Source organism: Bacillus sp. V26 (assembly GCF_034296245.1).
Lineage (GTDB): Bacteria > Bacillota > Bacilli > Bacillales > Bacillaceae > Bacillus > Bacillus halotolerans.
The window spans coordinates 1-14,879 of the sequence record NZ_JAXKQF010000011.1 but is presented as its reverse complement, the minus strand read 5'-3'; the positions used below and the strand labels follow the sequence as shown (position 1 = coordinate 14,879).

Sequence of the window (14,879 nt, the reverse complement as noted above, 5' to 3'; positions counted from 1 at the left end):
TCCTCCAAGACAAAATAAAAACTTTTGTATATTGATGAAACTTTTTCATATTTCGAGCGTCTAATAAGCAGAAAATACACTTCGTCTATTATAACGAAAAAAACAGAGGGCGCAAAACCCTCTGTATAGATAAGTATATATTAATTCAAGATTTTAATTTTAACTGTTTTATTTCCCCATCGGTAAGCCGATGATTTCTCAGGGAAAAAGACATCTATTTTATTGCCTTTAATCGCTGAGCCCGTATCAGCAGCAACGGCGTATCCATATCCTTCAACGTGGACTTTTGAGCCTAGCGGAATGACATTTGGATCTACTGCGATGACTTTTGCATTAGGATTATTTTTCAGATTAACGCCTGTAGCCGTATGTCCTGAACATCCGCTGCAGCTTGCCGTATAAGCCGTAGATGATACTGTCATGACTTTACCGGTTGATTCATTGCTCCGAGACACAACTGGTTTTGAATCGCCAGAAGCACTGACCTTTTCAATCTTCGGACTGCTTTGCTTCGTGCCGATCGCAACCACTTTATCTTTGCTTTGCTCGGCTGTTTCTTCTTTTACAAGCTCTCTGGAAACTTCTTCGCCGTTTTCCTTTACGACTTCATAATGTTTTTTGAGCTTGCCTTCTTTTCCTTTTTGGACGACCTTTTCTTGCCCTTTTTCAAGAGAAGCGTCTTCTTGTTTTTTCACATCAAACGCTATTTTCTCTTCAACTACATCGGTGACCTTTTCGATACGAGTTATTGTAATATCAGCCTTTCCTTTCGTTAGCTTTTCGTCTAACGCAGGCTTGATTTTATCTTCGTCTTTTATGTTCATCTTTTGCTGTTTTAAAAAGTCAGCGACCGTAGTCGAAGTCGTCCAGATCTTCTTTTCTTTCCCTGCATCGTTCACAGTGACTTGGAACGCAGGTTCTATGTTAATTTTCATGTCTTTCGAAACTTCTGTATCTATTGCAGGATCAATTTGATCGTGTTCTTTCACATCAACATCTTGTTCGTCCAGTAATGCACCGACCGTTTTTGCTGTTGACCATAATGTCTTTTCTTCCCCGTTTAAAGTAAGCTTCACAGGTTTTGCAGCCTCATACACAACATTCATATCTGCTGTTATCTGTGTCTTTGTAGCAGGTGTGATCTTATCTTCGTCTCTTGTCTTTATATCGAGTGTTTCTAAAAGATCACCGACTGTTTTTGCATGTGTGCGTATATTTTTCTTTTTGCCGTTGATAGAAACTGAGACTGATTGTTTCGTCAGCTCATGAGCTGCGTACGCAGTCCCGCTTCCCGCCAGCAGCAAACAAGCAGCAACCAGAATGACTTTGCTTTTGCTAAGCTTTACGGAAAACAGCTTTTTCATTTTTTGTGTGATGAAAAACGCCTCCTTCTCCTCGGAGAGATTATATAGAGTATCTAAAAGGCTGTCAACCCTCCCTTCTCCTTCTCCTAAAAGCTCAGTGTCTTCTTCATTATCCTGAAACACACCGAGAAACGGAAGAAAGACTTGTCGACAAACCTATCCTATGAGGAGAAGAAAGCATGTAGAACTTTTATGGAAAAACGCCGGAACGGACAAGCTCTTACAAAACCCGCTAGCGTTTTTTGTCAGTTTATACGGAAAAGTCTTTTTGCATTTTCAGTCGTGATTGATGCAATTTCTTCAAAGGTTGTTCCTCTTAATTCAGCAATCTGCTCCGCCACATATTTTACATAGCTTGGCTCATTTCTTTTCCCTCGAAAAGGAGTTGGTGTAAGAAACGGACAGTCCGTTTCAATCAGCAGCCTATCATTCGGAATTTCCTTTACAACTTCCTTCGGTTTCTTCGCATTTTTGAAGGTGACAGGACCGCCAAATGACAAATAAAAATTCATCTTCATACATTCTCTTGCAACTTCGATACTGCCCGTAAAGCAATGCATGATGCCGCCGACTTCGTCTGCGCCTTCCTCTTTCAAAATGGTAACAACATCCTCTGTCGCATCACGGTTGTGAATAATAATAGGAAGATTGACCTCTTTCGCCAAGGCAATTTGTTTTCTGAATACTTCTTTTTGAACATCTTTAGGAGATTTATCCCAATGATAATCCAGGCCCATTTCTCCTATCGCTACCACTTTTTCATGAGAAGAAAGCTCTTTAATCCAAGCCAAATCTTCCTCTGTCATGTCAATAGCATCAACTGGGTGCCAGCCGATGGCAGCATAAATAAAATCATATTCCTCAATCATTTCCATCGCCCGGGTAATGGTCGGCCGGTCAAAACCGACGACTACAATACGGTCCACTTTTTCAGTTTTCGCCCGCTCAATAACCTCTTCTAGATCTGTATTGTATTGTTCTGCATTTAAATGCGCATGTGTGTCAAATAACATAAATGAAAAACTCCTTTCTTGTCGAAACACAAAAGGTGTTCGACGAATTGTTACACGTGAAACACCTTTTGTTTATCATTATTTAATTCTTGTGCCTTTCGGTAAGGACTGATCGATGGATACGACTTTTAATACGCCGTCTGCTTCTCCTGCAAGGATCATTCCTTGAGAAAGCTCTCCTCTCAGCTTAACCGGTTTTAGATTTGTTACACATACGAGTTTTGTTCCAATAAGCTGCTCAGGCTTATAATGTTTTGCAATGCCGGATACGACTTGGCGTTTCTCAAAGCCTAGATCAAGCTGGAGCTTCAGTAAGCGGTCTGCTTTTTTCACTGGCTCTGCTTCGATGACCTCTGCCACACGAAGTTCGACATTCATGAACTGATCGATCGTAATTTCAGGTAAACGGTCTACCTCTTGCGGCTCTTCTTCTTTTTTCTCTTCTTTAGCTGGAGCTGAGCCTTGCATTTTCCCTTTGATGTACGCAATTTCTTCTTCTGCCTCTAAACGCGGGAATAACGGTTCGCCTTTTTCCACTTTTGTATCTTTAAGCTGACCGAAAGCAGTAATGCTGTCCCAGGCTTTTAAAGCATCATCCGTGATGCCCAGCTGCTCAAACATTTTTACCGGTGTTTTTGTCAGGAACGGCTGAAGCAGTACGGCTGAAATACGCAATGATTCAGCAAGGTGATACATAACCGACTGCAGTTCTTTTTCTTTTTCAGGATCTTTGGCAAGAACCCATGGAGCCGTTTCGTCAATGTATTTATTAGTACGGCTGATCAACTGCCATAACGTTGAAAGAGCGACCGAGAACTCCATATTTTCCATTGCTTTTTCATATGATTTCACTGTTTCCTCAGCCACGGAAGAAAGCGTCTGGTCAAATTCCGTTACGGCACCTTTATAAGAACCGATTTGCCCGTCAAAATATTTATTGATCATAGCAACAGTACGATTCAAAAGGTTACCTAAATCATTCGCTAAGTCATAGTTAATCCGTTCAACAAAACCTTCCGGCGTGAAGACACCGTCAGATCCAAATGGCACTTCGCGAAGCAGGTAATAACGAAGCTCGTCTAAACCGTAGCGTTCGATGAGTGTGACTGGATCAACAACATTGCCTTTGGATTTCGACATTTTTCCGTCTTTCATCAAAAGCCAGCCATGCGCAAATACTTGCTTCGGCAGCGGAAGATCCAGAGCCATCAGCATAATCGGCCAATAAATGGTATGGAATCGCACAATTTCCTTACCAACTAAATGAACATCGGCAGGCCAATATTTTTGATATAGCTCATCATTTTCTGTATCATAACCGAGTGCTGTTAAATAGTTGAATAGTGCGTCGATCCAAACATACACAACATGTTTTGGATTTTCCGGCACCTTCACACCCCAGTCAAATGTGGTGCGTGAAACAGCTAAATCCTCAAGGCCGGGTTTGATGAAGTTGTTAATCATCTCGTTTTTACGTGACTCCGGCTGAATGAAGGTTGGGTTTTCTTCATAGAATTTTAAAAGACGGTCAGCATATTTTCCCATACGGAAGAAATAGGATTCCTCTTTGATCAATTCGACAGGGTGCCCGCTGTCAGGGCTTTTCCCGCCAATAACCTCACCCTTTTCATTTCGTTCAATATCCACAAGCTGAGTTTCCGTATAGAATGTTTCATCAGGGATACTGTACCAGCCCTCGTATTCATCAAGATAGATGTCCCCGTTATCAAGAAGCTTTTGAAACACCTTTTCTATGACGACTTTATGCCGTTTTTCAGTTGTGCGGATAAAGTCATCGTTTGAGATTTCAAGCTGTTTCCACAGTTTCTGAATATCTGCCGCTGCGCGATCCACATACTCCTGAGGCGTAATGTTTTCCTGTTCAGCTTTTTGCTGGATCTTCTGCCCATGCTCGTCCGTTCCCGTTAAATAGCGAACATCAAAGCCTTTTAATCGTTTGTAGCGAGCCATTGCGTCACCCGCGACTGTTGTATACGCATGGCCGATATGTAATTTTCCGCTCGGATAATAAATCGGTGTTGTAATATAAAATGTATTGTTTTCTTGCGGCATCTTGAAACCTCCCAATCAGAATGTCAAAAAGCTCCCGCCCAAAGGACGAGAGCGGCGATAAGTGCAAATCATATATGATTACCTACTTTTATATTTATCCTTTATCTATGATACCATCTTAGCCTTTAAGATCAAGGATATATACGTATGCCCCTAAAAAGAATAATTAAAATTAAAAATGTTTAATGAAAATAAAAAAAGTCTGTTCATGTCGAATTTTGTCGTATATAATCTTACGGTATAAAAAACCTTGGTTCGAAAGTCTTGATTTAAAAGGATTTTTCATAGGATAATAGCTTTATTAGAAAATTATAAAATGCTGTTATTCCGGTATTTTCAAAGCCATTACTGACTATAAGAACTAAATCTTACAATCAATAGTAAACAAAAGGATTGACGATTATTGGAAACCTTGTTATGCTATGAAGGTAAGGATTTTGTCGAATAATGACGAAGAAAAATATAATTTAAACAATAATTATCTCTTGGGAGGAGAATGTTTATGAAATCTACTGGTATTGTGCGTAAAGTTGATGAATTAGGACGTGTAGTGATTCCTATCGAACTGCGTCGTACTCTTGGAATCGCAGAAAAAGATGCTCTTGAAATTTATGTTGATGATGAAAAAATCATCCTTAAAAAATATAAACCAAACATGACTTGCCAAGTGACTGGTGAAGTTTCTGACGATAACCTTAAACTTGCTGGCGGCAAATTGGTACTAAGCAAAGAAGGCGCTGAGCAAATCATCAGCGAAATCCAAAACCAGCTTCAAAACCTTAAATAATCATTTTTTACACAAAAAACGTTCTTGTTATGACACAAGAACGTTTTTTTTATTGCTGAATATGGTATGCATCATACATTTCACGTTTTGGGACGTTACGATCTACAGCCGCTTTTTTAATGGCTTCTTTTGATGTCGCTCCCTTTGAGATGTAATGCTCGACATGTTCTTTTCCAGAGAGGTTCTCCCACCAATGTGTTTCTTCATCTGCTTCCTCAGCTTTATTGCCTTCGACCACAAGACAAAACTCACCGCGGATCTGATCCTCATTTGCCCAGTCTATCACTTCGGATATTGTTCCTCTTATAAACTCTTCATATTTCTTAGTAAGTTCACGTGTCACCGCAATGTCCCGATCCCCTAATATGTCTAACATCACAGACAGGGTTTCCTTCAATCGGTGAGGTGCTTCATAAAAAATAATCGTTTCTTGCCGTTTTTTGAGGACATCGAGTTCTTTCTTCTTTTCTTTTTTCTGCCTGTTGAGAAATCCGTAGAAAAAGAAAGGCTGCGGTACAATTCCTGAAGCGATAAGCGCTGTTAATGCGGCATTGGCCCCCGGCAGAGGAACAACATAACCGCCCATTTCCGTAAAGTCCTTGACGATTTCCGCTCCAGGATCAGAAATTGTCGGCAGTCCGGCGTCACTGACCAGCGCTATGTTTTTCCCGGACTTCAGCCATTCAATGATTTTGTGGCCGCTGCTTTCTTTATTGTGTTCGTGATAACTGACAAGCGGTGTTTCAATTTCATATACATGGCAAAGCTTTTTTGTTTGCCTCGTATCTTCTGCAGCGATCGCATCCACTGATTTCAGCGTTTCGATCGCACGAAATGTCATATCCTCTAGATTTCCGATAGGTGTCGGAACCAAATAAAGAATCCCCATATCCGACTTTCCATTAAAGCTCATCTGGCGCCTTAACATATACAGCCTCCTTGCTGTTCCGTTTTTCTTCTATATAAAGCTCTTTTTTTCTGCGGGTCAGTTTTTTAAAGTAATATTCCGCCTGCATGGCTTCCCGCTTCGTTGCAAATGCCTCAGCAAAAATTAAATCAACCGGGCGTCTTGCTTTTGTATACTTTGCGCCCTTTCCATCGTTGTGAGTTTTCAGCCGTTTCTGCAGATCGTTGGTATACCCTGCATACCAGCTGTTATCTTTGCATTGTACAACATAAAAGAAATGGTTATTTGTCTCCATATAAAATGGTCCTGATTTCTTTTGTATATTCATTTTGTTCGTTATACACGAACAGCGGAGGAAGTATTTTCAAATCTGGACGCCCGCCTTTTATGCCTTCAACCAAAATGGTATTGGCTTCCTTCCCTTGTTTCGGATAGACAAACTGAACACGCTTCGGCTCAATTTGATAAGCCTTCATTAATTCAAAAATTTCGAGAAGCCGGCCCGGCCGGTGAACGAGCGCTGCCTTTCCTCCTTGCTTTAGCAATTTACTGCTGACTGAAATGACATCTTCCAATGTACAGTGAATTTCATGTCTTGCGATACGGAGATGTTCATTCAAATTTTGTTCGGCCTGTTTCGGTGTTTTAAAATAAGGCGGGTTGCAGGTAACAACATCATATCTATTATGCCCCAGCTTTTCAGGCATGTTTTTCAGATCATCATGTATGATTTGAATTTGATCCTCCAGTTTGTTATATTCCACACTGCGGACAGCCATATCATGCAATCTTTCTTGAATTTCAACACCAAGGATATCTGCTTTTGACCTTGTACTCAGCAGCAGCGGCACAATGCCGTTGCCGGTGCACAAATCAACAATTTTTCCTTTTTGAATCGGAACATACGCAAATTTGGAGAGAAGCACAGCGTCCAATGAAAAAGCAAACACCGTTGGACTTTGTATGATCTTCATATCCTCTGCCAGCAAATAATCTAATCTTTCATCGTCATGTAATGAAACCATTTTCTTATCCTTTCCAGCACCTTTGAAAAAGGCTTCCGTCTGATGCGGAAGCCTTTTTCCTTATTTTTTATTTAAGAATGACAGGCAGAAAAGACAATCTTCTTTTCTGACGCTTCCATAGTGGACGTTACAGATATGGAATCCTTCCTGATACAGACGTGCCAGATTATCATATCCTTCCCCTATATCAGCTTGCTCTGTCTTCTGTGTTTTTGATTCTTTTTTATCAGCTTTAAACTTTTCAATCTGCTGCGTCGTATCGTCCAGCCGTTTACGCAAATGCTTATTTTCAAGCTGTAAATGATGATTTTCTTCAATCATCTCACCGATATGCTGCTTTAAATCCCCCAGCTGCCGGTAAAGCGAGCCGATTTGTTCTTCTAAGTTAATGACGGTATCAAATAACTCTTTTTTATCCAAGGTTCCACACCTCGTTAATCTGTGGTTTGTGCGGATACGACGCCCTCTTCCAAGAGCTCTTCCCAAGTATATTCTATCACTTTTTCACGGTTCATCAGTTCCACCTGAAGCACCCGTTCCAGAATATTCAGCCCGACGACTTTTGCAGGCCCGTTTGCTGTCGTAATCATTTCCCCTATATCCGGAAGCTGTTCCTTTGCAGTCTCATACTCATCGTTTTCGTATTTCAGACAGCACATCAGACGTCCGCAAAGACCAGAAATCTTTGTTGGATTTAAGGATAGGTTCTGATCCTTCGCCATCTTAATGGACACAGGTTCAAAATCTCCGAGGAATGTTGAACAGCAAAGCATTCTGCCGCAAGGACCTATTCCTCCGAGCATTTTTGCCTCATCTCTCACCCCAATCTGGCGAAGCTCAATCCTTGTTTTAAAGATGGAGGCTAAATCCTTTACAAGTTCTCTGAAGTCTACTCGGCCGTCAGCAGTGAAGTAAAAAATCACTTTATTACGGTCGAACGTAAACTCCACATCGACCAGCTTCATATCCAAGCCGTGATCTATCACTTTCTTTTGGCATATTTCAAATGCTGATAAAGCTTCTTGTTTATTTTCTTCTACAATGAGAAGATCGCGCTCGTCAGCCACACGTATCACTTTACGGAGCGGAAGCACAACATCATGCTCATCCACCTGTTTATTCGCGACAACAACATGGCCGTACTCAACGCCTCTGACAGTTTCTACAATTACGCAGCTGTCTTGTTCTATATGAAATCCATTCGGATCGAAATAATATATTTTACCCGCTTTTTTAAAGCGGACGCCAATTACATTGTACAAGCTTATCCCTCCTGCAACATTAACACCAAGTGCTCCATTAATCCCTGCACATTCACATTGGAATGAAGCCGTTTCTTTGCTTCTAAAACAGCAAGTATCTGGTTCGTAACGCTTTGTTGTGTTGATTGTAGCGCATGCTGTTTTATTGATTGGAATAAGTCTTGATAAATCAATTTATCTTCATTTCCTATTTGGATGGACAACACATCGCGATATATCAATAAGAGCATATCAAGACCCATTTCTTGATGGGTTTTTTCTTTGAAAAAGGGCATCCATTGATCTTGAATAAAGAAAAAGGCATGTCCTTTCCGCTGGTGTAAGACTTCATACAATTTTATCACTTTCGCTCTAGACTCTGCAAACTCATCATTTCGACTTAATTCGACTGCTTCTGCTACATTGTTGGTCATGTTCGCCAGGAGCCTCGCCATATGTGGCGAGACGTCCTGTTCTATCAGTCGGTCTTCAATTGCTTTGGGCTGCAAAGGCTGAAAAGGAAGGGTTTGGCATCTAGAAATGATGGTATCCAATAACCTTTGAGGCTGCTCAGTAATAAGGATGGCCATTGTGTCTCTGTTCGGTTCCTCTAAAAACTTCAGCAGGCTGTTTGCTGCATTAGCCGTCATTTGATCTGCATGGGATATGATGTACAGCTTTTTATGCGATTCAAGCCCTGTTTTAGAAAACTCTTCTTGCAGCGCTTGAATTTGCGCCTTTTTAATCGATAACCCATCAGGCTGGACCAGATGGAGATCAGGGTGGTTCCCCGACTCAATCCGCTTACAATTTCTGCAGTTCTCACAAGGCTCTGCTCCGTCTTCCAGACAAAAAAAGCTTTTCGCAAGAAGCATTGCGGCCTCCAGCTTGCCTGTTCCTTTTTTGCCCTCAAATAAATAAGCGTGTGATAGTCTGTCCTTCTCAATACTATTATATAAAAGCTTCATTACTCTGGGCTGAAGCTCGGTCATTTCCTTCCAGGATATTGCCATTGTATCACTCTCTATGTGTAAAGGTTAATCAATAAACCTTTTATTTCGCCAATACGCTCCAGCAAATCAATTGCCAGTTTTTCCTGATCCATCATCTCTTCAGTAAGCTTTATCAATTTCTCGTCTATTTCTTTCACGAGTCCCAGCGTTCTGCTGTTTCCGTAAAGATCAAAGCTTTTCGACGTTTCATGTGAAAGGCCGCTGTCAACAGCTTCTTTGACAAAACGTTTCACAAGCCCTTTAAATCTTGCCAAGTCTTTAAAATTCCGTGATTTCGTCAGTCTTTTCCCAAATGCTTCTATGTCCGTTAACATCCTGGTCAGCTGATCAAACTTCAATTTGCTGCTTTGGTTCTCCATTGATGTTTTAAAGGATGCTGAAATCTCAGCTGTTTTCATAGAAGGAAGCTGCTTATTATCTATAAATGTGCGTATATCTTTATTAATTTTCACAGTTTCAAATCCTTAAAATTGATGAAATTCATCGACTGGAAGGACAAACACTGTCGCTCCGCCAACTTCAACTTCGACTGGATAAGGGACATATGAATCAGCATTTCCGCCCATTGGAGATACAGGAGCAATCATCTGATCACGTTTCTGTCCGTTTTCTTTAATGAGGCTCAATGCTTTATCGACGCGTATATCCTCGACACCAATCATAAACGTTGTATTGCCTGATTTAAGAAATCCTCCCGTCGTCGCAAGCTTTGTGACTCTAAAGTTGTGATCTGTTAAAGTTTTCAAAAGTCTGTTGCTGTCCTGATCTTGTACAACTGCCACTATTAATTTCATCTGTAAAGGCCTCCTTTAGATTGGAAACAACAATGATCTCGTTTACATTATTATATCAATTAATGAGAAACAGGTCACAATTGAATTTTTTTCAACGCTTCATTGATAACCTTTAGAACGTCCTGAACAACGAGGTCTTTCGATTGTGCTGCATCAACTGAATGAAATCTTTCTGGAAAACGCTTCATCAGCTCCCGATAACCTTCCTGAACCTTTGTATGGAAGCTCAACTTTTCCAGATCGAGCCGGTTTTTCTCCCGAGAGCCGTTCGCATCAATACGCTTCAGACCCTCTTCCGGATCAATTGAAAAATAAATTGTGACATGAGGCATCATATCTCCAATGGCGAATTGGTTAATCGAAAGAACCTCATCAATCCCAAGGCCTCTTGCATATCCTTGGTATGCGAGTGAACTGTCTATGAATCTGTCACAAAGTACAATATGCCCCTGCTCTAAAGCAGGTGTTACTTTTTCAACTAAATGCTGACGTCTTGCAGCTGCATATAAGAGAGCTTCTGTTTTCGGGTCCATTAACGTGTTGTTCTCGTTTAGAATAACTTCTCGAATTTGTTCTGCGATATCTATGCCGCCTGGTTCCCGTGTTGCTGTAACCTGAAGGCCTTCTGCTGCCAGTATCTTTTTTATTTCCTGCAGTACAGTCGTTTTTCCCGCGCCTTCAGGACCTTCAAATGTAATAAATAAACCGCTCATGATTTCTCCTCTTCTATATAAACAAGTAATTGCTTCTCATTGATTTTCATATTCCCTTGAACATGCGTTTTCATGCTGATCAAGCGGCTGAGCTTTTGTACGCTTTCCCTTGTGATTCTTTCGCCTGCCATAATCATCGGAATTCCCGGCGGATAAGGTATAACATCCTCTGCATTCAGCCGGCCTGCCGCTTTATCAAAACCCACATATTCTTTCTGTAACGTGTTTAAAACCTTTTTCGGATAAGGCATTACAGTAATAGGCTGTGCTTCCCATTCTGCAGAAACATTCATCTGGTCCGATGGAGTCTTTTCGATCTCATGATCAATGTTCTTAATTGTTTCAGAATCGATTCTCTGTTTTCCTCCCAAAGGGAGAACAAGCAACACCTGATTTTCATCGGCAAGCTCTGTGAATATGTTGACACGCTCTAATATTTTTTGCAGTGTAAAACCTGAATGGCCGCATTTGGAACGAATGGTGAGCTTCAGCGGATCCGTTGTAAACCGTTGATTGGCCGGTTCAACCGCTTCAGCATATGCAAGTGAATCAAACGTTTGTTTAATCGATTGAATATGCTGCAGAACGTCAGAAAGCTTTTGTTCCTCTATCATATGCTGCACATAAGCGCGGGCAAGATCCAATGAAGCCATTATCGGATAAGATGGGCTGCTGCTTTGTAAACGATTCAAGTAATCCGCTACCCGGTTCCGTTCAATCTTGTTGCTATTGAGGTGCAAATAAGACCCCATCGTCATGGCAGGCAGCGTTTTGTGCGCCGACTGAACAACAATATCTGCTCCCATTTGCAACGCTGAAGCCGGGAAAGGCTTGCCTAAAACAAAGTGCGCGCCATGCGCTTCATCCACCAGCACAGGAATCCCGTATTGATGGGCCTCTGAAATGATTTCAGTCAAATCCGCGCTATGTCCATAGTATGTGGGATTGGTCAGCACCAACCCCTTCGCATTTGGATATGCCTTTAGAGCTTCTTTCATCGTATCAAGCGGAACATGCGTAGGCACATGCATTATTTCATCAATGTCAGGTGCGAGATAAACCGGCTCAGCTCCAGCCAAATCAACAGCATGAAAGACAGATTTATGGCAGTTTCTTTGGATCAGGATCGTATCTCCAGGATCACAAACTGATAAAATCATCGCTAAGTTTCCGACAGTCGTGCCGTTCACAAGAAAAAAACTTTCTGCCGATCCATACAATTGGCTGACAAGATCTTGGGCTTCCTTAATCACACCTGAAGGATGATGCAAATCATCAAGCCCCGATAGTTCAGTCAGGTCAATTGTAAGAAGCGGGTTGTATATGGTCTTAGCCTCATCAAAAAAGACATCTCCATTGTGATGTCCCGGAACGTGAAATGAATGAGAATTCCTTCTCGCATGTTGAATCAGTGCATGATATAAAGGTGTGTTCATTAAAACAATCCTTTTGAATGTGTATTCTTACTCTTTATTATATCGTTCCTATGACAGAACTTAAAGCTAAGTCTTACTGGTAAACTACCTTTCCTTTATCGCAAGCAGCTTTTGCTTCAAATCGCCTTCCATCATCATGAGCTCTTCTTCAGCCTGTCGGCGTTTGATCCGCCCTTCTTCTTGAATCGTCAGCGTTTCTTCAAGCGTATTGATTAAGCTTTCCTGTACCTTCTTTAAGGTATCAATATCAACAAGCCCTCGTTCGTTGGCTTTCACTGTTTCAATTGTATTCGTTTTTAAAAGCTCCGCGTTTTTTAACAAAAGTTCATTTGTTGTATCGGATACTTTTTGCTGTGCATCCACAGCGTTTCGCTGCCTTAAAAGTGTCAATGCAATCGCTACTTGGTTTTTCCAAAGCGGGATTGCAGTTACAATGGATGACTGGATTTTTTCAGCTAATGCCTGATTCGTATTTTGAATTAACCTGATTTGCGGAGCGCTTTGTATCGTAATTTGCCTGCTCAGGAGCAAATCGTGCACTCTTTTATCCAGTCGGTCAGCAAATTGGATCAAATCGTTCACTTCTTGAACGGCCATTTGATTATGTTCACTTGATTCGGCCTGTCGTTTCAGTTCAGGAATTGTTTTCGTTCTTAATTCATCGAGCTTTAATTCACCAGCAGCAATATAAACATTCAGTGCAGAAAAATATTCTTTGTTTTTATTATATAACTGCTCTAACAGCTTATTATCACTGAGTAATGCATTTTTTGAATGCTCAAGTTTTAAACTGATTCTGTCTATCTGCACGCTGGTCTTTTGATACTTTGACAGTACCTCCTGAAGAGAATGAGACATTTTCCCAAACATGCGTGCCAAAAAACCTTTTTTCTTAGACTGCAGTTCATCTGGATTTACTTGTTCCAGCTTTTTCATCAGCTCACCAAGGATTTCACCGATTTCCCCGACGTCCTTCTTTTGAACATGATCAATCATCGTATGAGAAAAATTCAGCAGCTTAGACTGAGCTTGTGAACCGTATAAGACAATACTATTCATATTGTTATGATCAATCTGTTCAGCCAGCTGGTATGCTTTTTCTTTGTTTTCTTCGGGCAGAACATCGACAAGCCGCACTGGCTGCTTCCCTGATTCGACAGCCTCCCCCTTTGGTATTTCGATATCCCCAAAAGGGTCTGCCAACAATCCGTCTATTTGAAGTTCGCTTCGATCTTTATTCACCGTCCTTGCCCCTTCCGTTATTTTTTCAAAGAATGCTTCGCTGCATCTAATTCAAATTGCAGTTCACCAATTTCGTCGCCCATTAATTGAGTTAAATCTTCTTCTAAACGCTTCGTCAATTCAGCAAGTGTGATACGCACTTCACTCAACGACATCGAAAGCTCTTTGTTTTTTTTCGGATGAGAAGAAAGAAAAGCATATTTCTCAGTCAGTTCCACAACAGAATCTAGAGTCTGATAAAAGAAACGCTCAGCCCGATAAAACCGTTTTGGCTCTTTTTTGGTTAATATATAGATCCTTCTGACAAGTCTCAGCATCTCTGCATTTTGCTTAAACATCTGGATACTTTTCGCCTGAAATAAAGCTTTTCTAAGACGGATTATTTTTTGCCTTGCTTCCTCAAGATTTTTCTTGATGTACGCATATTCTCTTCCCGTCAGTTCATGTTTTTTAAGAAATAATCGTCTTGAATTCCACAAACCCGCTGTGTATACGAGAGCTGCTGATGAAACGCCATATACAAAAGATAAAAAAAGTGATTGGTTAAAACCAAAAAAACTCAATAATCCTATGAAAACAAAAGTCGCACTGCTTGTGAAACTCCATATCAAAAATTGAAGAAATCTATGCATCACTTCATCGACTCCTGTGAGTATTTCATATTTAACATTATTATCTACTACGTTTAGTCCCTAAACAAGTTTCATGTTCTTTTATCGTATCCATTGCTTTATATAAAGTGAAAAATGGTACAAAAAAAGACCTTCTCAGGTCTAAGAATATAATGGCGGTGTATGAATGCTCTTTAGTTTTTTGACATAAAAGGCATAGTCAGGATCGGAAGTTGCTGTAGAAATTACTTTTCTCTCACAATCTAAGCATATGAATTTTGTATAAAGATGAATCCCTCTGCTTTTCTCTTGTTCGCAAATAATACATGTTTTATGGTGTTTAACCGTTTCGTCCATCATCCCCACCTCCGTACAATTAGCCTTTCCTGAAACCTGTTATTGTATACATTATTTAGATCTTTTGGAATCTTGAGATCAGTATATGGGCTATATAAGCTGTCGGTGTTTGTATTGTTTTGATTTCACTTGTATTTGGACAAACAAAAAACCCAGCTCAATGAGCTGGGTTTTACCCTTGCTTGGCGGCGTCCTACTCTCACAGGGGGAAACCCCCGACTACCATCGGCGCTGAAGAGCTTAACTTCCGTGTTCGGCATGGGAACGGGTGTGACCTCTTCGCTATCGCCACCAAACAATTGA

Annotated in this window: 17 protein-coding genes and 1 rRNA gene; 1 reads left to right on the top strand and 17 read right to left on the bottom strand. The window is 40.9% G+C overall.

Going from position 1 to position 14,879, the window contains the following annotated elements; translation table 11 throughout:
* Window positions 1–140: 140 nt before the first annotated feature.
* From UJ203_RS20380 to metG, 3 genes are all read right to left on the bottom strand, one after another.
* Complete coding sequence (locus UJ203_RS20380) at window positions 141–1,364, bottom strand: ubiquitin-like domain-containing protein (protein ID WP_322013617.1); 1,224 nt, start codon at window positions 1,362–1,364, stop codon at window positions 141–143.
* Window positions 1,365–1,609: 245 nt separating this feature from the next.
* Window positions 1,610–2,377: a TatD family hydrolase gene (locus tag UJ203_RS20375; protein ID WP_322013578.1), complete on the bottom strand. Its 768-nt coding sequence runs from the start codon at window positions 2,375–2,377 to the stop codon at window positions 1,610–1,612.
* Window positions 2,378–2,455: 78 nt separating this feature from the next.
* Window positions 2,456–4,450, bottom strand: coding sequence for a methionine--tRNA ligase (gene metG, locus UJ203_RS20370; protein WP_202853368.1), 1,995 nt, complete (start codon window positions 4,448–4,450; stop codon window positions 2,456–2,458).
* Window positions 4,451–4,946: 496 nt separating this feature from the next.
* Between metG and abrB the strand changes: the two genes are divergently transcribed.
* Window positions 4,947–5,237 (top strand): transition state genes transcriptional regulator AbrB, encoded by a 291-nt coding sequence (gene abrB, locus UJ203_RS20365; RefSeq protein WP_003226760.1) that lies wholly within the window; start codon window positions 4,947–4,949, stop codon window positions 5,235–5,237.
* A 49-nt stretch (window positions 5,238–5,286) separates the two neighbouring features.
* Here abrB and rsmI read toward each other — a convergent pair whose 3' ends face one another.
* The 14 genes from rsmI to rrf form a co-directional block, all read right to left on the bottom strand.
* Entirely contained in the window at window positions 5,287–6,165 is an 879-nt protein-coding gene (gene rsmI, locus UJ203_RS20360; RefSeq protein ID WP_105955706.1) for a 16S rRNA (cytidine(1402)-2'-O)-methyltransferase, read from the bottom strand.
* Window positions 6,140–6,439 carry a GIY-YIG nuclease family protein gene (locus tag UJ203_RS20355; protein ID WP_010332689.1) on the bottom strand — a complete coding sequence of 100 codons (300 nt, stop codon included), beginning with the start codon at window positions 6,437–6,439 and terminating at the stop codon, window positions 6,140–6,142. The genes rsmI and UJ203_RS20355 overlap by 26 nt, the downstream gene beginning before the upstream one ends.
* Window positions 6,426–7,169, bottom strand: a complete 744-nt coding sequence (locus UJ203_RS20350; RefSeq protein ID WP_069487697.1) for a tRNA1(Val) (adenine(37)-N6)-methyltransferase — start codon at window positions 7,167–7,169, stop codon at window positions 6,426–6,428. The genes UJ203_RS20355 and UJ203_RS20350 overlap by 14 nt, the downstream gene beginning before the upstream one ends.
* 60 nt (window positions 7,170–7,229) lie before the next feature.
* A complete protein-coding gene (gene yabA, locus UJ203_RS20345; RefSeq protein WP_010332687.1) occupies window positions 7,230–7,589 on the bottom strand; it encodes a replication initiation-control protein YabA in 360 nt (119 codons plus the stop codon).
* A 14-nt stretch (window positions 7,590–7,603) separates the two neighbouring features.
* Window positions 7,604–8,431, bottom strand: a complete 828-nt coding sequence (ricT, locus tag UJ203_RS20340; RefSeq protein WP_322013566.1) for a competence/sporulation regulator complex protein RicT — start codon at window positions 8,429–8,431, stop codon at window positions 7,604–7,606.
* 2 nt (window positions 8,432–8,433) lie between these two features.
* Entirely contained in the window at window positions 8,434–9,423 is a 990-nt protein-coding gene (gene holB / locus UJ203_RS20335) for a DNA polymerase III subunit delta' (protein ID WP_044153513.1), read from the bottom strand.
* A gap of 11 nt (window positions 9,424–9,434) precedes the next feature.
* Window positions 9,435–9,875 (bottom strand): YaaR family protein, encoded by a 441-nt coding sequence (locus UJ203_RS20330; protein ID WP_322013563.1) that lies wholly within the window; start codon window positions 9,873–9,875, stop codon window positions 9,435–9,437.
* Between the two features lie 12 nt (window positions 9,876–9,887).
* Window positions 9,888–10,217, bottom strand: a complete 330-nt coding sequence (gene darA / locus UJ203_RS20325) for a cyclic di-AMP receptor DarA (protein WP_003218295.1) — start codon at window positions 10,215–10,217, stop codon at window positions 9,888–9,890.
* A gap of 74 nt (window positions 10,218–10,291) precedes the next feature.
* Window positions 10,292–10,930, bottom strand: coding sequence for a dTMP kinase (tmk, locus tag UJ203_RS20320; protein WP_024123605.1), 639 nt, complete (start codon window positions 10,928–10,930; stop codon window positions 10,292–10,294).
* Window positions 10,927–12,366, bottom strand: coding sequence for an aminotransferase class I/II-fold pyridoxal phosphate-dependent enzyme (locus tag UJ203_RS20315; protein ID WP_322013559.1), 1,440 nt, complete (start codon window positions 12,364–12,366; stop codon window positions 10,927–10,929). The genes tmk and UJ203_RS20315 overlap by 4 nt, the downstream gene beginning before the upstream one ends.
* Window positions 12,367–12,450: 84 nt before the next feature.
* Window positions 12,451–13,608, bottom strand: coding sequence for a toxic anion resistance protein (locus tag UJ203_RS20310; protein WP_322013557.1), 1,158 nt, complete (start codon window positions 13,606–13,608; stop codon window positions 12,451–12,453).
* A 17-nt stretch (window positions 13,609–13,625) separates the two neighbouring features.
* Entirely contained in the window at window positions 13,626–14,240 is a 615-nt protein-coding gene (locus tag UJ203_RS20305) for a 5-bromo-4-chloroindolyl phosphate hydrolysis family protein (protein WP_059291684.1), read from the bottom strand.
* A gap of 141 nt (window positions 14,241–14,381) precedes the next feature.
* Window positions 14,382–14,576, bottom strand: coding sequence for a sigma factor G inhibitor Gin (locus UJ203_RS20300; RefSeq protein ID WP_322013555.1), 195 nt, complete (start codon window positions 14,574–14,576; stop codon window positions 14,382–14,384).
* A 180-nt stretch (window positions 14,577–14,756) separates the two neighbouring features.
* Window positions 14,757–14,872 (bottom strand): 5S ribosomal RNA (gene rrf / locus UJ203_RS20295).
* Between the last annotated feature and the right edge of the window lie 7 nt (window positions 14,873–14,879).